This window comes from Pseudomonas sp. LTGT-11-2Z (assembly GCF_003691445.1).
GTDB classification, from domain to species: Bacteria; Pseudomonadota; Gammaproteobacteria; order Pseudomonadales; family Pseudomonadaceae; genus Aquipseudomonas; species Aquipseudomonas monteilii.
The window spans coordinates 594,132-614,221 of record NZ_CP033104.1; the positions used below are offsets into that span (position 1 = coordinate 594,132).

Sequence of the window (20,090 nt, forward strand, 5' to 3'; positions counted from 1 at the left end):
GCTGAGCTCAGTTGTCGGGGAACGGGACAAGGTCCTCGATCTGCTCCAGGCGCAGGTCACCCCGATAGATCTGATAGCGCTCCGAGGGCGCCAGAACCCGTTGTAACCGCTCGTCGCGGCTCATGGCGTCCGGGAACTTCAAATGCCCTTTGGCAAACCGCCGGGCATTGGCAGTGGCGCTGGTGTAATGGAAATGCGCTTCCCAGAGCTTGGCTCTGGGCTGCAGCCGATGAATGTCATACACATCCAGAAAATCGTTGGCCTTGAGCCTCTTGCGGCTTCTGGTCAGCCTGACCTCGACTTCGCCGGCTTCTATCAGGAAACGCAACGCTTTGCTGTCCGGGTGCTGGGTGTCCAGGTAAGCCGTGGTCAACAGGCGCTTTTTTTCTGCTTGTACCTCGGTTATTGCCTGTTCCAGCCTGGCGGCCAGTGAATGCTCTTGATCCGGGCCGGCACGCAAAGTAGCAGCGATGTCCGCCATGTCCTGAATATAGAAGTCGAGTTGGTCCGCCAGGCTGTTGGGACCTTCCAGATGGCGGGCAGCGTAAGCGACCCTGGCGGTTTTCTGGGCCAGCAGGTCGTTACCGGTGCGGCGAAGGCGAGCGTAGTCCGTTACCGGCGCAACTTGCGCCACGGCCTCCCAGTGATCGGCTTGTTGCTGATAGCGCGCAACGGTCTGTTCGGTCAGCGGGTCGATCTGCACGGCTTCGCTGTTTTCATCAGCCTGCTCGACAACCAGGGATCTGCCCCGGTTGGTGCGGATCACCTTGCGTCTGACGGGGCGTACCCTATGTGTCACAGGCTGTTCGGGCACTGCATCCTGCGTGTCGGCGCTAGCAGAGATCAAGCCCAGGTCATTCTCGGTCAGGTCTATCAGTGCATGCAGTTCAGCGATGTATTCATTGAGCTTGCCGCTGTCCACTGCCGGCAAGTTGCGCGAAAGCAGATACTCGGCATTGCCCAGTGACAGTTTGTATTCGCTCAACGCGCTTTCCAGCGGCTCTTTCTGCTCATCGGGCTTTAGGCCGGCTGCAGCCAGGCTGTCATGGCTCAGCAGCGCTTCATGCAGATGTTTGCTGCGCAGCGTTTTCTGTGACAGCAGGGTGCTTTCAAAGCTCTCAGCGGTCAGCCGGTCTCTGTTCACGACCAGCTGATACAGGTCGCTGAGGATCTGGGCTCGGATAATCAGCGTCGAATAGCGCCGGTTGTTGATAATGGCATCAAGTTTCTTGCGCTTGCCAGAGAACTGGATCTGCCCATCTGTCAGCGCTTCGCTGAGGTTTTGGTCGAGGCGTTGGCTGACGTTGAAGAGGCGTCTATGTGTTGCCAGTGCTGCCTCGACGTTCTTGCTGTAATCCAGGTACAGCTGGGCCTGCTCGTGGCCAAAAGGCAGCTGTACGAGCCGGCGCGATTGGTCTTTGAGTGCCCCATAGTCATTCATTTCGAGCAGGCGGCGGAACTGCTGCACGTCGGCGGTGAGCAACTGCTCCCACCACTGCCCACGGGCATAGGAGGCTGTTGCCTTTGGGTCGAACCTGGCATATTTCGGGTCACTCATGCTGGCGAAGAGCTGCGCTTGATCCCTTATCAGGGCGGCCTGTTTTTCGTAGGTAAGGGCCAACACATCAAAGTTCGCACGCGCCTCGTTGCGCAGGGCCTGTAGTGCCTGTCGTTGTACCTGCAGTTCCTCTGGCAGGTCGCCAAGGTCTACGCCGGGGTTGGCATCCAGGGATTGCTGGAATGCCAGGTGTGCCTCGTCATACGGTTTTACCCGTTCCAGATAGCCATTGAGGAACGTTTCCATGCTGGTGAGTTTTTTGTCATTTGCCGCGCGGCTTTCCAGCATTTTCGTGAAAGCTTGTTTCTTCTCATCAATCAGCACCTTGGTCGCTTTCGGCATCCCACCCGGCAGGTGTAGGTCGAGCATCCATTCGCCGTTCCAGCGCGTCAGCCAAGGCCCACGGCTGCGTTCGCGGCCGACAATGTAGTAACCGTCAGGTTCTGCGCCCCACGTCTGTGACCATTCACTCTGGCTGACTTCCGGTCCGATGATGCGCATGCCGCTATAGGTCTCTTCAACCTCATAGGCAACATCCTGCAGTTTCACATAGTAGCGGTCGTCAACCTTGTACAGGCCTCGCATTCGGCCGTTGGCCACTGCATTTTGCCCGTTGAGGTTGACCTTGGCGCGTAAGGTGTTGAGTGCCGCACGGGCTTCACGCGGCAGGTTGCCGAGCCGCTGGTCGCGGCCCCATTGGCTGACGTTGAGCGCAGCAGGCCCGGGTTGCTCGGTTGCAGGGGCCCAGGCTGATTCCTCGGGTGGCTGTGGTGCAGTTCGGCTGGAAACTCGGCGCGGTCCGGGCTGAACGGGCAGTTCCGGCTCGGGGCTGGCGGTAGCGGGCCCATGGGCTAGCAACATGGCCAGGTTCAGCAGGATGTCGGCACCGGCGAGCCACTTTTCGTCGTTGCTGCCTTGGGTCAATGCGACCAGGTCGTCCTTGATACTGAGCAAGGCTGTGACCAGCCAGGCCAGCAAACCTGCAGGCCCTCGCAGCAATGGCGTGGCCGTATTGAACGCCAGCCATGCGAACTGCTTGACCAGGGCCCAGCGTTGCTGGGCGTTGGAGATGCTCTGCCATGAGGCCAGCAACACGAGCATGTCAGCCCTGGCTTGATACATCGAATTGTCCAGGTTGCCCGACCATGGAGTGAAGGCCAAGGTGACAGGCGCCCTCAAGCGCTCAATCGCGTCAGCGGTCATTGCCGATCCTGGCCCCACCAGATGCGCCAGTTCAGTGAGGCCCTCATGCAGATGCGGATGGGTAAAACCATGGTTGGCATAAATAGGGCGGGCGTCGTCATCCAGCCAGGTGAGGATGTCCTGCTGCAGGGCTTGTTCGGTCCGGATGGTGTTCATCAATTGAGTGCGGCTGCTGAACTGTCTGATGGCCTGCGTTGCGTACATGGGCCGGTAGAGTATCCAGGCCCCGGTGGCGGATACCTCGATGACGAACATGGCATGCACCCGGTTTGCCTTTGGACCACCCGGCACGCTGCTGAACGACAGTGGCCCCATCTTCAGCGATGTGCTCGAGTGGGCGTCACGGTGGCAAAAATCTGCGACGACCTGCCAGTTGCGTTCGCTCAGCTGCCCCGCGATCTTGGCGTGTAATGCGCTCAGCAGTAAGGCATTGCGCCATTCTTCGGCAAAGCGCTGGCGCCGCTTGTCGGTGTCAGTGCTCGTCTGCAACTGGTCGTGGACAAACTGCGGATACTGGCCACCGACATCCACGGCAACGATCAGTGCGTTGACATAGTCAAGGTCCATCCAGCGACTTGTCGGCTGTTGCCCGGCCAATTGAATAGCCGAGGCCACCTGGTCGCTACCCAATTGCAGGCGTGAGATGGCCAGCTCGGTCAGGCTGATGGTTTTCAGATACTCAAGCTTTGCGGGCCCCACGGAGGACACCTGTACAACTTGTGAAATTGTGATCAGCACCTGGTCTGGGTTGCACGGTTGCTGGTTCGGGTGGTCATCGCGCATTTGCTCACGCAGGCGACGAACCGTGTATTGCTGCAGGGTTTCGATCCCGTCCAGGGAGGTTTCACCTTGCGCCAGCATTTGCCCTGCCGACAGCTTCAGCAGTGCCGTGTGGTACTGGAAACGGTCAGTCACGGTGGCGCTCTCGAGCCAGTCAGGCAGCGGGATCGCGGGTGTCGATTGCACGAGGTGGAAGCACGCCGGGAATATCGATGAGGGGTCGCTCAGCGTGTTGAAGAGCGCTTCCAGATCTGCAACGTGTTCGATGGCGCCAAGCTGCACCCGGTCAATTTTTTGCAGCAGGCCGTTGAGCAATTGCCGAGCCTGATAGCTGAACGGGTCTTCGGTCAATGCCGTGCAGGCCCAGGACATCGTGTCGAACGTATGATGCTCTTAAAGCTCGTCGCGCAGGGCGGTGGCGAACGCAGTGATCCCGTTGAAGCCGCGCACGGTGCCAGAGGGCTTGCACCACAAGACCAGATCGCGCGCATTTTGATTGCCAGTGATGAGCAGGTCCGGTATTACCTCGTGAACCGTGCAGCCTGGGCTGGCGAGTGAAACCTGCAACCCCTGCACGTTTGCCTCTGTGCCGGCTTGAGCGAGAATGGCGTACACCAGGGCCTTCTGATCGCTGTCCAGGCCCTGGCGTTCAAGGGTGCCGAGCAGTGCGGCCTTGAGAACCTCCTGCATCCAACGCAGGCGGGTTACATCTGAATCACCGTCGCGGCTGTTCCAGAAACTGACCTGCGCCTGTTGAAAGGTCTCGGAAAGGGTTGCAAGCACATCGTCGTAGTCAGTGTTCAGGTCGGCCATGCGGATATCGATGACTGGCGCAACATGCTGGGGACGAAAGATGGCGGGTGGGTTCAGGCTGAGTTGGTCCGTGGGCTTGAGCGCCATGGGTTGGCCGCTGAGGAAATGTTCGAGCAATGTATCCACCAGGTTGCCTGGCGGTGTCAGTGGTCCTTCATCCAGATCATGCAGGATGCTGAAACCGGTCAGGGATTGCAGCTGCGGGTGGTTCTTGCGGGTCCAGGGGTAGCGTGCTGCGAGTGCGTCGAAACCAGCGCTGGCCACGACTTCGCGCAGGCCGGGGCGGCTGGCGAACTGCGTCGCTACCAGATGCTTGAAGGACACAGATGGCGAGGGCAGTGATTGGGGCATGGCATCAGGCTCCGGTCAAAGGGGAGCCGAATGCTGAAGCGTTAACCTGAAGCCGCTGCGGTAGATAAGTCAGCGCGGCCATCTTAGGGTGAAGATTCTAATTCCAAACCCTACCTTATGCTCAAGCCCAACCTCCATGGGCGGTTCCTCCTCCACTCATGAGCATGAGGTACAGAGCATGGCCAAAGCGACTGTGAAGAAAAAGGACGATGCCCCGGGCACGCTGGGCGAGGTGCGCGGTTACGCGCGCAAGATCTGGCTGGCTGGCATCGGCGCTTATGCGCGGGTGGGCCAGGAAGGCTCCGACTACTTTCAGGAACTGGTCAAGGCCGGCGAAGGCGTCGAGAAGCGTGGCAAGAAACGCATCGACAAAGAGCTCGATGCTGCCAACAACCAGATCGACGAAGCGGCTGAGGAAGTCAGTCGCGTACGCGGCAAGGTAGAAATTCAACTCGACAAGATCGAAAAAGCTTTCGACGCACGGGTAGGGCGCGCCTTGAATCGCCTGGGCATTCCGTCTAAACATGACGTTGAGGCGCTGTCGATCAAGCTTGAACAGTTGCACGAGCTGCTTGAGCGCGTCGCGCACAAACCATAAGGAGAGCAGGATGGCTGGCAAGAAGAACACCGAAAAAGAAGGCAGCTCCTGGGTCGGCGGGATCGAGAAATACTCCCGCAAGATCTGGCTGGCGGGGCTGGGTATCTATTCGAAGATCGACCAGGACGGCCCGAAGCTGTTCGACTCGCTGGTGAAGGATGGCGAGAAGGCCGAGAAGCAGGCGAAGAAAACCGCTGAAGATGTGGCCGAAACCGCCAAGTCCTCCACCACTTCGCGCGTGTCTGGCGTGAAGGACCGTGCATTGGGCAAATGGAGCGAACTCGAAGAGGCTTTTGACAAGCGCCTGAACAGCGCCATCTCGCGCCTGGGTGTGCCGAGCCGCAACGAGATCAAGGCCCTGCACCAGCAGGTGGACAGCCTGACCAAGCAGATCGAGAAGCTGACCGGTGCTTCGGTTACGCCGATTTCGTCGCGCACCGCTGCTGCCAAGCCGGCTGCGAGCAAGGCGGCGGCCAAGCCACTGGCCAAAGCGGCAGCTAAACCTGCGGCAAAAACCGCAGCGGCCAAGCCGGCAGCTAAAACCACAGCGGCAAAACCGGCTGCCAAGCCTGCAGCCAAGGTTGCTGCGGCCAAGCCAGCCGCCAAACCGGCACCGGCCAAGCCTGCTGCGGCGAAGAAACCTGCGGTGAAAAAGGCCCCGGCCAAACCGGCAGCCGCCAAGCCAGCAGCCCCAACGGCCAGCGCCGCCCCGGCCGCGACCGCCGCACCGGCACCTGTTGCAGCCCCGGCCAGCAGCACGCCGTCGGCACCAACGGGCACCGGTACCCTGATCTGATACCGCGTCGCCTGCTTCGCGGGCTTGCCCGCTCCCACAGGTTTATCGCAGAACCCTTGGTTTGTGCGATCCCTGTGGGAGCGGGCGAGCCCGCGAAGGGCTGTAAAGCAGCCCCAGTCAAACTGGAGGACTCAGTTGGCTGGCATCATTGTTACCCCTCCAGATACCGCACCGCCAACTGCTCCGCTGCCGCTCGCGCCTGTGCCTGTAAATGCGGCGCAACCAGCATCATGACCTGATACACCACAATCCCCACATCCCCCTCGCGCCCCAGTACTCGTTGGTAATCCAGCGAGAACATCAGCGTCAGGGTGATCTGCTCCACCAACTGTCCCAGCGCCTGGGTCTCACTCTCCACCAGCCCCTGGCCCTTGAGGCTGGCCAGCAACGCCGCCAGCGTACGCTTGAGCGCGTTGATCAGGCTGCGCATGCCGCGCGCCAGCTTGGGCAGGCGCCCGGTCAGGTTGGACAGGTCCTGGAACAGGAAGCGGTACTGGGCCATGTGCTCGACGATCAGGTGCAGGAACAGCCAGTAATCCTCGGCATCCAGGCGCACCTCCAGCGGCGGGTCGAGCAGGGGCATCAGCGCTTCCTCAAAGCGCTCGAACAGGCCCAGCACCAAGGGCTCCTTGCCGTGGAAGTGGTAATACAGGTTGCCGGGGCTGATGCCCAGTTCGTTGGCAATCTCCAAGGTGGAAACGTTCGGTTCGCCCTGCTGGTTGAACAGCTGCAGGGCGCATTCGAGGATACGGTCGCGGGTCTTCATCCAGTCGTCAGGCTCATCGGGTCAGGACATAGGTGCCTGGCGCCGGGCCGAGCGGTGGATACGTGCTGTTGCCCAGTTCGGTACGGGGCGCCTTGAGCGGGCCGGAACGTGGCGTGATCCATTCCAGCCACAACGGCCACCAGCTGCCGTCGCTGCGTTTGGCTTCATAGAACCAGGCGCGCGGGTCGCCCGTAAGCTTGGGGTTTTCCAGGTAGTAAGCCTTGGGGTTGCCCGGCGGGTTGATGATGCTCTGGATGTGCCCGCTATTGGCCAGCACGAAGCGCCGGTCACCACCGAGCAGCAAGGCCGAGCGATACACGGCATCCCACGGGGTGATGTGATCGTTGCTGCCGGCTACGGTGAAACTGTCCAGATCGACCTGCTTGAGGTCGATGGGCGTGCCGCACACTTCAAGGCCTGCGGGGTGGGTCAGCGGGTTGTGCTTGAAGAAGTCCAGCAAGTCGCCGTGCAGGGCTGCCGGCAGGCGTGTGTTGTCGGCGTTCCAGTAAAGGATGTCGAACGCTGGCGGCGTCTTGCCCAGCAGGTAGTTGTTGACCCAGTAATTCCAGATCAGGTCGTTGGGGCGCATCCAGGCGAAAATCCTGGCCACCTCGCCGCCGTCCAGCACCCCCCGTTGATACGAGCGACGCTTGGCGGCCTCGACGGTCTGCTCGTCGGCGAACAGGCTGGCCGGGCTGTCGAACTTGCTGTCCAGCAGGCTGACAAGGTACGTGGCGCTACGCACCCTGCGCAGTTGGCGCTTGGCCTGCAGATGCCCCTGCAGCGCGGCCATGGTCAGCCCGCCGGCGCAGGCGCCCATCAGGTTGGGGTCGCGGTTGCCACTGATGCTGCGGCAGGCGTTGAGCGCTTCTTCCAAGGCCTGCACATACGAGGACAACCCCCACTCGCGGTGACGAGGGTCGGGGTTGCGCCAACTGACCATGAACACCTGCAGGCCGTTCTTGAGCATGTACTGGACGAAGCTGTTGTGTGCCTGCAAGTCGAAGATATAGAACTTGTTGATCTGCGGCGGCACCACCAGCAAGGGCCGGGCGTGCTGTTTTTCACTCATCGGCTTGTACTGGATCAGTTCCAGCAGCTCGTTGCGAAACACCACTGCGCCGGGCGTAGCAGCGACGTTGCCACCGACCTCGAAAGCGCGTTCGTCCACCTGGCGCGGCAGGCCGTCGTTATGGCGCAGGTCGTCGAGCAGGTGGGCCACGCCACGCACCAGGCTTTGCCCGCCGGTATTGAGCAGTTCCTTTACCGCCAGCGGGTTGAGCAGCGAGTTGCTAGGCGCCAGGGCGTCATTGATCAAGCCAAACAGAAAGTGCGCGCGGGCCCGGTCATCGTCGTCCAGGTGGCTTTCGTCGATCCATTGGCGGGTCTGCTTCTGCCAGGCCAGGTAGGCCTGCAGGCCACGGCGGTAAAACGGGTTCTGGCTCCAGGTCGGATCGCTGAAGCGGGCGTCGCGGGGGTTGGGCTGGTAGGGCGAGTCGCCCAGCATCACGCGGCCCAGCTGGCCGCCGAGTGCCAGCAGGTGCCGCGCCGTATGCAGCGGGTTGGTCAAGCCGTGGCGACCCACCCTGCGCAGGGTCGATACCAGGTCGCGCCCGCGCAGGCCGAGTATGGCGTTCTGTACGTTCATGCTGGTGGCGGGGAGCGTTTTCGTTCCTTTGGCCGGTTTGTCTGTCATGGCAACACTCCCTCGTCTTACCCGTTTTCCGGGCAGCGACAATCAACCGCCGGAGGCGGGGCGCGGGTGCATGACCGCGCGCTGACGTTCTTCCTGGAGAAACTTCATGATGATCGGTGCGACGGCCTCGGCCCGGGTAATCAGGAACAGGTGACCATCGTCGATTATGTGTAGCTGGGCGTTGGGAATCCGCCAGGCCAGCAGGCGCATGTTGATCAGCGGAATAAGCGGGTCGTCATCACCGGCCAGCACCAAGGTCGGCTGGTGGATCTTGTGCAGCCAGTGGATGCTGGTCCAGCCCAGGCCAGCGAACAGTTGCCAGTAGTAACCCATCTTGCCGCCAGAGCGGACCTTGGACGCATGGTGCATGGCCAGGTCCGGGTCGCGACGGAAAGCGCCGCCATAGATCATCGGCGCGATGCGGATGACATGGGAGGGCTGCACGTAGCGCCTGGGGCTGGCCATCATCCACAACACTTTGGGCTTGCCCGGCACCATGACTGAGCCGGCGGCAGTGGCGGCCAGCACCAGCTTCTTGCAGCGCTCCGGGTAGTCATGGGCGAACTGCTGGGCCAAGGCGCCGCCCCAGGACACGCCGATGGCGCTGACCTGGCCGTAGTTCAGGTAATCGAGCATGCGCGCGGTCAGCTTGGCCAGCCCCGGAAAGCGATAGGGATGACGCGGTGTGGACGAACCGCCCACCCCGGGCACATCGAAGGCGATGACCTCAAGGTCCGGGTCCAGTGCTTCGATGAACGGGAACACCAGCTCCAGGTTGGCGCCGATGCCGTTGAAAATCAGCAACGGTGTCAGGTGCGGCTTGCCCGGGCGGACGGCAGTGCGAATGGATTGGTCGTCCAGTTCGACGGTCCTGAAGATGTAGGGTTCCGGCATGCGTTCGACTCTTCGGTGAAAAAAAACACCGTGGCGCGCCTTGGCGGCCACGGCAAGGCCACTCAACGCTCGTGAACGTAGGTACCCGGTGAGGCTTCGCCAGCGGCATAGGCGCGGTTGCCCAGGCGGGTCGGCGCCTTTTTGAGCTCCCCGGCACGTTCGCTCAGCCAGCTTTGCCAGTGCAGCCACCAGGAGTCGGCATGCTTGGTGGCGTTTTCCTGCCAGGCCACCGGGTCACCCGGGCGATCGGCACCGGTCATGAAGCGTGCCTTGGGGTTGCCTGGCGGGTTGAGGATGCTCTGGATATGGCCACTGTTGGACAGCACGAACTCGATCTTGCCGCCGAACAGGTGCGCCGAGCGGTAGCACGACTGCCACGGGGTGATGTGGTCGGCGGTGCCGGCAACGCTGAAGATGTCGCACTGCACTTTCTTCAGGTCGATCGGGGTGCCGCACACTTCAAGGGCGTCCGGGCGGGTCAGCGGGTTGCTCTTGAACATTTCGATCAGGTCGCCGTGGAAGGCGGCCGGCAGGCGCGTGGTGTCGTTGTTCCAGAACAGGATGTCGAACACGGGCGGCTCGTTGCCGAGCAGGTAGTTGTTGACCCAGTAGTTCCAGATCAGGTCGTTGGGGCGCATCCAGGCGAACACCTTGGCCATGTCGCTGCCTTCCAGTACGCCGGCCTGATAGGCGTGGCGCTTGGCAGACTCCAGGGTCTGCTCGTCGACGAACAGTGCAACCTGGGTATCCATGGTGGTGTCCAGCACGCTGACCAGCAGGGTCAGGGCGTTGACCTTGTTCTCACCGAGGGCGGCATAGTGGCCTACCAGTGCGGTGCAGGTGATGCCGCCGGAGCAGGCACCGAGCATGTTCAGGTCCTTGCTGCCGGTAATGGCCAGCACGGCATCGACCGCTTCCTTGAGCGCATCGATGTAAGTGGACAGGCCCCACTCGCGCTGGGCCTTGGTCGGGTTGCGCCAGCTGATGATGAAGGTTTGCTGCTGCGAGCGCAGGCAGTAGCGCGCCAGGCTCTTCTCCGGGCTCAGGTCGAACACGTAGAACTTGTTGATCTGCGGTGGTACCACCAGCAGCGGGCGGGCATGCACCTGTTCGGTGATGGGGCTGTACTGGATCAGCTCCAGTACATCGTTGCGGTACACCACGGCACCTTCACTGGTGCCCAGGTTCTTGCCCACTTCGAAGGCGTCCATGTTCACCTGGCTGGGCATGCCGCCGTTGTTGACCATGTCCTTGGCCAGGTTGGACAGGCCGTCGAGCAGGCTCTTGCCTCCGGTTTCGAAGAAGCGTTTGACCGCTGCCGGGTTGGACAGGGTGTTGGTCGGTGCCATGGCTTCGGTCATCAGGTTGATGACGAACTGGCCGCGGCTGATGTCTTGCGGTGACAGGTCGCTGCTGCCAATCCAGTCCTGCAGCTCCTTGCGCCAGGCCAGGTAGGTTTGCAGGTAGCGGCGGTACAGCGGGTTGTTGCTCCAGGCCGGGTCATTGAAGCGACGGTCGTCGCTTTCCGGGGCCAGGCTGGATTTACCCAGCAGCACGTTCTTCAGCTCCAGGCCAAAGTGGGCCACATGCTTGGCGCTGTGCAGCGGTTGGCGCACGGCCTGGCGCAGCACGGTACGTGCCGAGCTCAACAGGTCCTTGCGGCGAATGCCGATGACCGGGTTCAGCCCCAGGGTATTGTCCGAGGCCTGCCGCTGCAGCTCATCGTTGTTCTTGTTACTCATCTACGACGCTCCGTTGTCCTGAGACGAGTACCGGTTGCTGTGGCAGGAGCACAGCCCTGAGCCCGGTACTGCTACTCGGGTGACCAGTGATAAGGAACAGCGGTGCTGCGGGGGTTCTGACTGCCTGCAAAATGATGCAGGGAACTTGCCATGCCCATTGGTTACCCGACTTTCATGTAATGCGCAAGACAGCCCTTCACTGGGCTGTCTGCAAGTCATTCAAACAGATGAATTTAGAAAATGCGCTCTAAACCCTGCAGCCCTTGCGCTAGAGCATGAGTTTCACCACCGATTCGGCCGGGTCGCGGGATTTCCCGGCCTTGTGCAGTTCGTCGAGGTACTCGGCCCACAACTGTTCCTGGCGCAGGCACAGCTGTTCGAGGTACTCCCAGGTGAACAGGCCGCTGTCATGGCCGTCGTCGAAGGTCAGTTTCAGTGCATATTGGCCGGCAGGTTCCAGGCCGACGAGGCCGACGTTGATCTTGCCAAATTGCAGGATGGGGTTGCCGTGGCCCTGGACCTCGGCAGAGGGGGAATGCACGCGCAGAAATTCGGCAGGCAGGTTGTAGGCCTCGCCGGGGGCGTAGGTGAGGGTGAGGGTTTTCGAGGCTTTGTGCAGGTTGATGGCGGTAGGTAGACGGGCCATGGGGGAATCTCTCGGGAGCTGATGAAGTACAGCTTCTGGAGATTTGGAGGAATGTGCAAGGGGCCGCAAAGCGGCCCCGTGCGGACTTACAGGATGTAACGCGACAGGTCTTCGTTCTGCGCCAGCTCACCCAGGTGGCTGTTCACATACGCAGCGTCGATCTGGATCGGCGTTTCGTCGTGGGCGCTCGCCAGATCGCCAGCACTGAACGACACCTCTTCGAGCAGGCGTTCAAGCAGGGTGTGCAGGCGGCGGGCACCGATGTTCTCGGTCTTCTCGTTCACCTGGTAGGCAATCTCGGCCAGGCGCTTGATGCCGTCAGCCTGGAACGCGATGTTCAGGCCTTCGGTTTTCAACAGGGCCTGGTACTGCTCGGTCAGCGAGGCATGCGGCTCTTGCAGGATGCGTTCGAAGTCTTCCGGGGTCAGTGCCTTCAGTTCCACGCGAATCGGCAGACGGCCTTGCAGCTCGGGCACCAGGTCGCTTGGCTTGCTCAGGTGGAATGCACCCGAGGCAATGAACAGAATGTGGTCGGTCTTGACCATGCCCAGCTTGGTGTTGACGGTGCAGCCTTCGATCAGCGGCAGCAGGTCGCGCTGCACGCCTTCACGGGACACGTCAGCGCCGCCCACGTTGCCGCGCTTGGCAACCTTGTCGATTTCGTCGATGAACACGATGCCATGCTGCTCGACCGCTTCCAGGGCCTTGGCCTTGAGCTCTTCCTCGTTGACCAGGCGGCTCGCTTCTTCATCGCGCACCATCTTCAGCGCTTCTTTCACCTTCAGCTTGCGCGCCTTGCGCTTGCCTTTGCCCATGTTGGCAAACAGGCTTTGCAGCTGGTTGGTCATTTCTTCCATGCCGGGTGGCGCGGCAATTTCGACGCCCACGGCATCGGCCACTTCGATTTCGATTTCCTTGTCGTCCAGCTGGCCTTCACGCAGGCGCTTGCGGAACAGCTGGCGGGTGTTGGAGTCGGTGCTGGTCTGTGCGGCTTCCTCGGCGAAGCTGCTCACCCGTGCCTGCGGCAGCAGGGCATCGAGGATGCGGTCTTCGGCGGCATCTTCGGCGCGGTGGCGCACGCGGATGATCTCCTGCTCGCGCAGCATCTTCAGCGCGGCATCGGCCAGGTCACGGATGATCGACTCGACGTCACGGCCCACGTAGCCCACTTCGGTGAACTTGGTCGCTTCCACCTTGAGGAAGGGCGCGTTGGCCAGCTTGGCCAGGCGACGGGCGATTTCGGTTTTACCGACGCCGGTAGGGCCGATCATCAGGATGTTCTTCGGGGTCACTTCGGCACGCAGCTCGGCAGGCAGCTGCATCCGGCGCCAGCGGTTGCGCAGGGCAATGGCCACGGCGCGTTTGGCGTCGTCCTGGCCGATGATGTGGCGGTTGAGTTCGTGGACGATCTCGCGGGGGGTCATGGACATGGTCAATACGGTCCTTGGGCAGATGAATCAGCGTGGAAAAGCCCCGTCACCGGGAAGGGGCGCCAGAACAGCTGATTCAGTCGGCCAGGTCCTGCTCCTCGATGGTCAGGTTGTGGTTGGTGAACACGCAGATGTCACCGGCGATGTTCAGGGCGGTTTCGGCGATTTCACGGGCCGAGAGGTCGGTCTTGTTCAGCAGGGCGCGGGCTGCGGCCTGGGCGTAGGCGCCACCGGAACCCATGGCGATCAGGCCGTCTTCGGGTTCGACCACGTCGCCGTTGCCGGTGATGATCAGGGAAGCGTCCTTGTTGGCCACGGCCAGCATGGCTTCCAGGCGGCTCAGGGAACGGTCGGTACGCCATTCCTTGGCCAGCTCGACGGCGGCACGTACCAGGTGGCCCTGGTGTTTTTCCAGCTGGCCTTCAAAGCGTTCGAACAGGGTGAAGGCGTCGGCGGTGGCACCGGCGAAGCCCGCAATGACCTGGCCGTGGTACAGGCGGCGCACCTTCTTGGCGTTGCCTTTCATCACGGTGTTGCCGAGGGATACCTGGCCGTCGCCACCCATGACGACTTTGCCGTTACGGCGGACAGAAACGATGGTGGTCAAGGGGAGAGTCTCCACGCAGCGGGGCGAAAGTGCCTGATGCAGACTCATATGGGGGTGGGGGGAAGGATTTCAACCGTGGGGGATGAATGGTCGCGCTTGGCAGGATGAACAGCGTTGGGGCATTCGCGGGCACGTCCGCCCCCACAGGATCACCACGTGCCTTGGGATAGTGGTGATCCTGTGGGAGCGGGCGTGCCCGCGAAAAGCGTTACTCAGGCCTCGTGGCAAACGTGCCCATCGACCAAGGTATAACGCACTGCACCCGGCAGGCAGTGGCCGATGAACGGGCAGTTCTCGCCGCGCGAGAACCATTGCTCGCCGGCAACGGTGGAGGCTTGCGGGTCGAACAGCACCAGGTCGGCCGCGCCACCCACCTTCAGCTCACCAGCCGGCAGGCGCAGGGCAGCCGCCGGGCCGCTGCTCAGGCGGGCCAGCAGGGTCGGCAGGTCGAGCAGGCCGTCCTGCACCAGCGTCATGGCCAGTGGCAGCAGCAATTCAACGCTGCTGATGCCCGGCTCGGTGGCGCCGAACGGGGCCAGCTTGGCGTCGCGTTCGTGCGGCTGGTGGTGGCTGGAAATCGCCTGGATCACGCCCGACTTCACCGCCTCCCGCAGGCCATCGCGGTCAGCAGCGGTGCGCAGTGGCGGCTGCACGTGGTACAGGCTGGAAAACTCGCGCAGCGACTCATCGGTGAGGATCAGTTGGTACAGCGCCACATCGGCGGTTACCGGCAGGCCTAGGGCCTGGGCCTGGGCGATCAACCGTGCGCCACGGGCGCTGGTGATCTGGGTGAAGTGCGCACGCACGCCGGTCTGTTCCACCAGCAGCAGGTTGCGCGCCAGGGCCACGGTTTCGGCGGTTTCCGGGATGCCCGGCAGGCCGAGGAAGCTGGCCATGGCCCCTTCATGGGCCAAGCCGCCTTGGGCCAGGTCGCGGTCCTGGGAGTGGAACACCACGGTCAGGTCGAAGGTGGCGGCGTATTCCAGGGCACGGGCCAGGGTACGGTTGTTGGGGATTTCCTTCAGGCCGTTGCCGAAGGCCACGCAACCGGTGTCGCGCAGGGCTACCAGCTCCGCCAGTTGTTCGCCTTCCAGGCCCTTGGTCAGGGCGCCGATCGGGTAGACCTTGCTGTTGGCGGCTTCGCGGGCGCGGTCGAGGATCAGCTCGGCCACGGCCGAGGTGTCCAGTACCGGCTTGGTTTGCGGCGGGCAGCACAGGCTGGTGACACCACCCGCCACGGCCGCGCGGGTTTCACTGGCGATGTTGCCTTTACGGCTGTAGCCCGGCTCGCGCAGGGACACGCCAAGGTCGACCAGGCCAGGCGCGGCAACCAGGCCATCGGCCTGGATCGTGCGGCTGGCGCTGAAGCCGGCCGGGGCGGTGCCAACGGCGGCAATGCGGCCGCCGTCCAGGTGCAGGTCGGTAACCTTGTCCAGGCCTGTCTTGGGGTCGATGACCCGGGCGCCGAGAATACTGAGGGTCACTGGGCGTTCTCCTGGTCGAATTGACGTTGCGCGTTCTGCCCGCTCATGGCCATGGACAGCACGGCCATGCGCACGGCGATGCCGTAGGTGACCTGGTTGAGGATCACCGAGTGCTTGCCGTCGGCCACCGCCGACTCGATTTCCACGCCCCGGTTGATCGGGCCCGGGTGCATGACGATGGCGTCGGGCTTGGCCCCGGCCAGGCGTGCGGTGGTCAGGCCGAACAGGCGGTAGAACTCGCCCTCGCTGGGCAGCAGGCCGCCGGCCATGCGCTCGCGCTGCAGGCGCAGCATGATCACCACATCGACGTCTTTCAGGCCTTCGGCGAGGTCGGTGTACACCTTCACGCCGTACTGCTCGATGCCGATCGGGATCAGGGTTTTCGGGCCGATCACACGGATGTCCGGACAACCTAGCGCCTTGAGCGCCAGCATGTCGGAGCGGGCCACGCGCGAGTGCAGGATGTCGCCGACGATAGCCACCGACAGGTTCTCGAAGCTGCCCTTGTGGCGGCGGATGGTGAGCATGTCGAGCATGCCCTGTGTCGGGTGCGCATGGCGGCCGTCACCGCCGTTGATCACGGCAACATCTGGGCACACGTGCTCAGCGATGAAGTGTGCGGCGCCGGAGTCGGAGTGGCGCACGACGAACATGTCGGCGGCCATGGCTTCGAGGTTGCGCAGGGTGTCGAACAGGGTCTCGCCCTTGCTGGTCGAGGAGGTCGACACGTTCAGGCTGATCACGTCGGCCGACAGGCGCTGGGCCGCCAGCTCGAAAGTGGTGCGGGTACGGGTGGAGTTCTCGAAGAACACGTTGCACACGGTCTTGCCGCGCAGCAACGGGACTTTTTTCACGGCCCGGGCACCGACTTCCAGGAAGGAGTCGGCGGTGTCGAGGATTTCGGTGAGCAGTTCGCGGGGCAAACCGTCCAGCGAGAGGAAGTGGCGCAGCTGGCCCTGATCATTGAGCTGCAGCGGGCGCTTGGCGTCGAATGGCGTCATCGCGGGGGACTCTTAAAGGGCGGAAGCGGAGGCGAGGTCCTGGCGCTCGAGGGCGAGCGGTGCGGGTCCGGTCAATTTTACCCGTTCATGGGCGGCCAGCGACAGGGTGGCACCCAGCACATTCGGGCGGATCGGCAGTTCGCCGGCATCCAGGTCCAGCAGGCAGACCAGGGTGACGCTGGCCGGGCGGCCATAATCGAACAGTTCGTTGAGTGCAGCGCGTACGGTGCGACCGCTCATCAGCACGTCATCTACCAGCACCAGGTGCTGGCCTTCCACTTCGAATGGCAGCTCGGACGGGCGCACTTGCGGGTGCAGGCCGTTCTGGCTGAAGTCGTCGCGGTAGAACGAAACGTCCAGGGTGCCCATGGGGCTGGTATCACCCATGGCTTCCTGCAGGGCCTGGGCAACCCAGACACCGCCGGTGCGGATGCCGATGTAACGTGGCTCGCTGATGTTGCGGCGGGCCAGGTGGGCGCGAAGGTCGACAGCCATCTGCCGGATCAGCTCGGCGGGATTGGGTAGGCTCATTGCGGGCTCCTCGGAAGGGTGCGCCGGGCGGGTCCGGCGGCAAAGATGATCAGGTATTGGCCTCCAGCCAGCCTTGTAGCAACAGGGCGGCGGCGATGGCATCGACCGGGTTGTCGCGGTAGCTGCCGCGCTGGCCGCCACGGGCCATGCGCTCGCCCTTGGCCTCGAAGGTGGTCAGGCGCTCGTCGTGGGTATGCACGGGCAGGTTGAAGCGGCCGTTCAGGCGGCGGGCGAACTTTTCGGCGCGGGCGCTCATTTCGCTAGGCGTGCCGTCCATGTTCAGCGGCAGGCCGACGACGATGGCGTCGGGTTTCCACTCATTGATGAGCTTTTCCACCTGAGCCCAGTCCGGTACGCCGTTTTGTGCCTTAAGGGTGCACAGTTCGCGGGCCTGGCCGGTGACCACCTGGCCAACGGCCACACCGATCTGTTTGCTGCCGTAGTCGAAGCCCAGCAGCAGGCGTAGTTCGGCCATCAGGCGTGGCCCGCCTGGCTGGTCAACAGGTTCAGGTTGATCCCCAGGCTGGCGGCGGCCGCGTCCAGGCGCAGGTCGCTGGCCAGGCCAAAGATGATTTCCGGGTCGAACGGGCAGTTTAGCCAGGCGTTGTCGGCCAGTTCGGCTTCCAGCTGTCCGGCTTCCCAGCCGGCATAACCCAGGGTGATCAGGCTTTGTTTCGGGCCTACCCCGGCAGCGATGGCCAGCAAGATGTCCTGCGACGTGGTCAGCGCCAGCCCTTCCAGTGCCACGGTGGCCTGGAAGCTGCACTCGCTGCTGTGCAACACGAAGCCGCGGTCGGTCTGCACCGGCCCACCCTGGTAGATCGGCACCTGCAAGGTGCTGGCCGGTGGTGTTTCATCCGGGCGCAGCTGCTCGAGGATGTCGGCCAGGCTCAGCTCCTGCGGCCGGTTGACCACCAGGCCCATGGCGCCATGCTCGTTGTGCTCGACGATGTAGGTGAGGGTCTGGGCGAAGTTCGGATCGGCCATGTGTGGCATGGCGATCAGGAACTGATGCTTGAGGTAGCTCGGGGCGAGGGTTTTCATGAGGGATAGTGTGGCGCCAGGTGGCGGGGCTGACAAGGTGCGGATTTGTGTCGTTTGGTTGGCGCCTGTCTTGAGGGGTTTGGTGCCTGTGAGATCGAGCGCCACCGCATATAGCAAGCCCTATACCGAGGCCCGAGATCAGTTACTGGACAAACGGTCCCCACGCGCAAAACGCCAGGTACGAATAATCTCCAGTCGGTCAAACTCGGCCAGATCCCCGGTAAACGGCGCAAAAGGCGCCGCCAGTCGCACAATACGTTGTGCCGCCTGGTCCAGCACCGGCTGCCCGGACGATTCCAGCACCAGCACCTCATACAACGAACCATCGCGGTTGATCGACACCATCATCCGCAAATTGCCGTAAATCTGTTGCCGGCGCGCTTCGTCGGGGTAGTTCAGGTTGCCCACCCGCTCGACCTTCTTGCGCCACTCTTCCTTGTACCAGGCACCCTTGTCGCGCATGGTCGATGCAGCATTCAGGCGGTGAATCTTCGGCCGCTTGGCGTACATCTGCTGTTCGTTGGACAGCTCCGCCTCCAGGCTGGCGATCTGGCTGGACAGCTGCGAGCTGTCGAAGTCTGGCGCTGGCGCCGCCGGCTTGGGCTGTGGCTTGCTTTCCTTGGGTTTGGGCTCAACCTTCTGCGGCTTGGGCGCCGTGGTCACCACCGCCGACTTTTGTGGGGTAGGGGGCGGCACCACCTCGGGCTTGGCGGCAGGCGGTGGGGTGATCTTGTTGATCTTGCTGTCCTGGAACGGCGCCAATTCAGTGGTTGTAGGCACCGCTTTCTTGTCCAGGGTGCCGCTGCCCTGCTGGTTGTCCTGGGCCTGGAAATCGGCCTTCTCGGGCGGTTTCTCGCTCTTGAAGGTGGCCAGGGTGATGTCCATGGTGTGGCGGATTTCGGCAGGCTTGACCACGCTGAAGCCGACGCCAAGGATCAGCGCCAGGTGCACCAGGGCAGCCAGGAACAGGGTAAAGCCAAGCCGGTCCACCGGGCGAACACGGGGAGGCAGCAGGGTGGCGGGGATGTCAGCGGGCAGCGTCATCAGGTATCCAGCAACCGCAGGGCGGGGCAGCAGCTCAGTCGAATAGGACCGGCATCATACCCCACTCTACGCGTTTGCTTCGCGTTGGCTGTCAGCGCGCCTTCAGCTTGCGATCAATGGCATCCATCAGCTTGCCACCGATGTCGGTGTTGTAGGCAGCATCGATTTCGCGGATGCAGGTAGGGCTGGTGACGTTGATTTCGGTGAGGTAATCGCCGATCACGTCCAGGCCCACGAACAGCAGGCCCTTTTCGCGCAGGGTCGGGCCGACCTGGGCGGCAATCCAGCGGTCGCGGTCGGTCAATGGGCGGGCCTCGCCACGGCCGCCGGCGGCCAGGTTGCCACGGGTTTCGCCACTGGCCGGGATGCGCGCCAGGCAGTAGTCCACCGGCTCGCCATCGATCATCAGGATGCGTTTGTCACCGTCCTTGATGGCCGGCAGGTAGGCCTGGGCCATGATCTGCTGGGTGCCCAGCGCGGTCAGGGTTTCCAGGATCACCGACAGGTTGGGGTCGCCAGCCCGGTGACGGAAGATCGACGTACCGCCCATGCCATCCAGCGGCTTGAGGATCACGTCAACATGCTTGGCCGCGAACTCACGAATGATGTCCGGGCGGCGGCTGACCAAGGTCGGCGTGGTGCATTGCGGGAACAGCGTGGCGAACATCTTCTCGTTGCAGTCGCGCAGGCTTTGCGGGCGGTTGACCACCAGCACGCCATCATTCTCGGCCTGTTCCAGCAGGTAGGTGCTGTAGACGAATTCCATGTCGAACGGCGGGTCCTTGCGCATCAGGATCACGTCCAGCTCGGCCAGGGGGCTGTCCTGCTCTTCGCCCAGTTCGAACCAGTGCGCCGGGTCGGCAAACACCTTCAGCGGGCGCATGCGGGCGCGTGCCTTGCTTTCGCCCTGGTACAGGTCTTGCTGTTCCATGTAGAACAGGCTCCAGCCGCGTGCCTGGGCGGCCAGCAGCATGGCCAGCGAGCTGTCCTTCTTGTAGGAGATGGACGCGATGGGGTCCATGACAATGCCGAGGCGTACGCTCATGGGGTGGTTCCTCTTGGCGGCAGGTGCCGCGATGGCTCGAAAGAAAAGTGGCTCAGGGTGG

The 20,090-nt window shown here is 62.8% G+C and carries 18 protein-coding genes; 2 read left to right on the forward strand and 16 right to left on the reverse strand.

Going from position 1 to position 20,090, the window contains the following annotated elements:
- Positions 1-7 precede the first annotated feature (7 nt).
- Both D8767_RS02735 and D8767_RS29070 read right to left on the reverse strand, forming a co-directional pair.
- On the reverse strand, positions 8-3,913 hold the full coding sequence (locus D8767_RS02735; RefSeq protein ID WP_016712429.1) for a DUF6543 domain-containing protein: 3,906 nt from the start codon (positions 3,911-3,913) through the stop codon (positions 8-10).
- 21 nt (positions 3,914-3,934) lie between these two features.
- Entirely contained in the window at positions 3,935-4,705 is a 771-nt protein-coding gene (locus D8767_RS29070; RefSeq protein ID WP_016712428.1) for a hypothetical protein, read from the reverse strand.
- 178 nt (positions 4,706-4,883) lie between these two features.
- Between D8767_RS29070 and D8767_RS02740 the strand changes: the two genes are divergently transcribed.
- Positions 4,884-5,303: a phasin family protein gene (locus D8767_RS02740; RefSeq protein WP_016712427.1), complete on the forward strand. Its 420-nt coding sequence runs from the start codon at positions 4,884-4,886 to the stop codon at positions 5,301-5,303.
- Positions 5,304-5,313: 10 nt separating this feature from the next.
- Complete coding sequence (locus tag D8767_RS02745) at positions 5,314-6,099, forward strand: phasin family protein (RefSeq protein ID WP_016712426.1); 786 nt, start codon at positions 5,314-5,316, stop codon at positions 6,097-6,099.
- A 151-nt stretch (positions 6,100-6,250) separates the two neighbouring features.
- Here D8767_RS02745 and D8767_RS02755 read toward each other — a convergent pair whose 3' ends face one another.
- The 14 genes from D8767_RS02755 to gshB form a co-directional block, all read right to left on the reverse strand.
- The gene (locus D8767_RS02755; protein WP_016712425.1) at positions 6,251-6,865 is read right to left on the reverse strand and encodes a TetR/AcrR family transcriptional regulator; all 615 of its coding nucleotides are present in this window, start codon (positions 6,863-6,865) and stop codon (positions 6,251-6,253) included.
- A gap of 13 nt (positions 6,866-6,878) precedes the next feature.
- Positions 6,879-8,561 (reverse strand): class II poly(R)-hydroxyalkanoic acid synthase, encoded by a 1,683-nt coding sequence (phaC, locus tag D8767_RS02760; RefSeq protein ID WP_025752348.1) that lies wholly within the window; start codon positions 8,559-8,561, stop codon positions 6,879-6,881.
- 42 nt (positions 8,562-8,603) lie between these two features.
- Positions 8,604-9,455 (reverse strand): poly(3-hydroxyalkanoate) depolymerase, encoded by an 852-nt coding sequence (gene phaZ, locus D8767_RS02765; protein ID WP_016712423.1) that lies wholly within the window; start codon positions 9,453-9,455, stop codon positions 8,604-8,606.
- 62 nt (positions 9,456-9,517) lie between these two features.
- The gene (gene phaC, locus D8767_RS02770; RefSeq protein ID WP_121757852.1) at positions 9,518-11,197 is read right to left on the reverse strand and encodes a class II poly(R)-hydroxyalkanoic acid synthase; all 1,680 of its coding nucleotides are present in this window, start codon (positions 11,195-11,197) and stop codon (positions 9,518-9,520) included.
- Positions 11,198-11,465: 268 nt separating this feature from the next.
- Positions 11,466-11,843: a gamma-butyrobetaine hydroxylase-like domain-containing protein gene (locus D8767_RS02775; RefSeq protein ID WP_016712421.1), complete on the reverse strand. Its 378-nt coding sequence runs from the start codon at positions 11,841-11,843 to the stop codon at positions 11,466-11,468.
- Positions 11,844-11,929: 86 nt separating this feature from the next.
- A complete protein-coding gene (gene hslU, locus D8767_RS02780) occupies positions 11,930-13,273 on the reverse strand; it encodes an ATP-dependent protease ATPase subunit HslU (protein ID WP_016712420.1) in 1,344 nt (447 codons plus the stop codon).
- 76 nt (positions 13,274-13,349) lie between these two features.
- A complete protein-coding gene (gene hslV, locus D8767_RS02785) occupies positions 13,350-13,880 on the reverse strand; it encodes an ATP-dependent protease subunit HslV (RefSeq protein WP_003249309.1) in 531 nt (176 codons plus the stop codon).
- 212 nt (positions 13,881-14,092) lie between these two features.
- The gene (locus D8767_RS02790; protein ID WP_016712419.1) at positions 14,093-15,364 is read right to left on the reverse strand and encodes a dihydroorotase; all 1,272 of its coding nucleotides are present in this window, start codon (positions 15,362-15,364) and stop codon (positions 14,093-14,095) included.
- Positions 15,361-16,365 (reverse strand): aspartate carbamoyltransferase catalytic subunit, encoded by a 1,005-nt coding sequence (locus D8767_RS02795; protein ID WP_011536054.1) that lies wholly within the window; start codon positions 16,363-16,365, stop codon positions 15,361-15,363. The genes D8767_RS02790 and D8767_RS02795 overlap by 4 nt, the downstream gene beginning before the upstream one ends.
- 12 nt (positions 16,366-16,377) lie before the next feature.
- The gene (gene pyrR, locus D8767_RS02800; RefSeq protein WP_016712418.1) at positions 16,378-16,896 is read right to left on the reverse strand and encodes a bifunctional pyr operon transcriptional regulator/uracil phosphoribosyltransferase PyrR; all 519 of its coding nucleotides are present in this window, start codon (positions 16,894-16,896) and stop codon (positions 16,378-16,380) included.
- Positions 16,897-16,945: 49 nt separating this feature from the next.
- The gene (gene ruvX / locus D8767_RS02805; RefSeq protein ID WP_012312410.1) at positions 16,946-17,371 is read right to left on the reverse strand and encodes a Holliday junction resolvase RuvX; all 426 of its coding nucleotides are present in this window, start codon (positions 17,369-17,371) and stop codon (positions 16,946-16,948) included.
- Positions 17,371-17,940, reverse strand: a complete 570-nt coding sequence (locus tag D8767_RS02810) for a YqgE/AlgH family protein (protein ID WP_016712417.1) — start codon at positions 17,938-17,940, stop codon at positions 17,371-17,373. The genes ruvX and D8767_RS02810 overlap by 1 nt, the downstream gene beginning before the upstream one ends.
- Positions 17,941-18,078: 138 nt before the next feature.
- Positions 18,079-18,984: an energy transducer TonB gene (locus D8767_RS02815; protein WP_016712416.1), complete on the reverse strand. Its 906-nt coding sequence runs from the start codon at positions 18,982-18,984 to the stop codon at positions 18,079-18,081.
- A gap of 91 nt (positions 18,985-19,075) precedes the next feature.
- Complete coding sequence (gshB, locus tag D8767_RS02820; protein ID WP_016712415.1) at positions 19,076-20,029, reverse strand: glutathione synthase; 954 nt, start codon at positions 20,027-20,029, stop codon at positions 19,076-19,078.
- Positions 20,030-20,090: the final 61 nt, after the last annotated feature.

What these genes read in the sequence shown, in the direction of transcription:
- D8767_RS02735 (WP_016712429.1), bottom strand. Translation starts at nt 3,913, where the DNA reads ATGTCCTGGGCCTGCACGGCATTGACCGAAGACCCGTTCAGCTATCAG.
- D8767_RS29070 (WP_016712428.1), bottom strand. Translation starts at nt 4,705, where the DNA reads ATGCCCCAATCACTGCCCTCGCCATCTGTGTCCTTCAAGCATCTGGTA.
- D8767_RS02740 (WP_016712427.1), top strand. Translation starts at nt 4,884, where the DNA reads ATGGCCAAAGCGACTGTGAAGAAAAAGGACGATGCCCCGGGCACGCTG.
- D8767_RS02745 (WP_016712426.1), top strand. Translation starts at nt 5,314, where the DNA reads ATGGCTGGCAAGAAGAACACCGAAAAAGAAGGCAGCTCCTGGGTCGGC.
- D8767_RS02755 (WP_016712425.1), bottom strand. Translation starts at nt 6,865, where the DNA reads ATGAAGACCCGCGACCGTATCCTCGAATGCGCCCTGCAGCTGTTCAAC.
- phaC (WP_025752348.1), bottom strand. Translation starts at nt 8,561, where the DNA reads ATGACAGACAAACCGGCCAAAGGAACGAAAACGCTCCCCGCCACCAGC.
- phaZ (WP_016712423.1), bottom strand. Translation starts at nt 9,455, where the DNA reads ATGCCGGAACCCTACATCTTCAGGACCGTCGAACTGGACGACCAATCC.
- phaC (WP_121757852.1), bottom strand. Translation starts at nt 11,197, where the DNA reads ATGAGTAACAAGAACAACGATGAGCTGCAGCGGCAGGCCTCGGACAAT.
- D8767_RS02775 (WP_016712421.1), bottom strand. Translation starts at nt 11,843, where the DNA reads ATGGCCCGTCTACCTACCGCCATCAACCTGCACAAAGCCTCGAAAACC.
- hslU (WP_016712420.1), bottom strand. Translation starts at nt 13,273, where the DNA reads ATGTCCATGACCCCCCGCGAGATCGTCCACGAACTCAACCGCCACATC.
- D8767_RS02795 (WP_011536054.1), bottom strand. Translation starts at nt 16,365, where the DNA reads ATGACGCCATTCGACGCCAAGCGCCCGCTGCAGCTCAATGATCAGGGC.
- pyrR (WP_016712418.1), bottom strand. Translation starts at nt 16,896, where the DNA reads ATGAGCCTACCCAATCCCGCCGAGCTGATCCGGCAGATGGCTGTCGAC.
- ruvX (WP_012312410.1), bottom strand. Translation starts at nt 17,371, where the DNA reads ATGGCCGAACTACGCCTGCTGCTGGGCTTCGACTACGGCAGCAAACAG.
- D8767_RS02810 (WP_016712417.1), bottom strand. Translation starts at nt 17,940, where the DNA reads ATGAAAACCCTCGCCCCGAGCTACCTCAAGCATCAGTTCCTGATCGCC.
- D8767_RS02815 (WP_016712416.1), bottom strand. Translation starts at nt 18,984, where the DNA reads ATGACGCTGCCCGCTGACATCCCCGCCACCCTGCTGCCTCCCCGTGTT.
- gshB (WP_016712415.1), bottom strand. Translation starts at nt 20,029, where the DNA reads ATGAGCGTACGCCTCGGCATTGTCATGGACCCCATCGCGTCCATCTCC.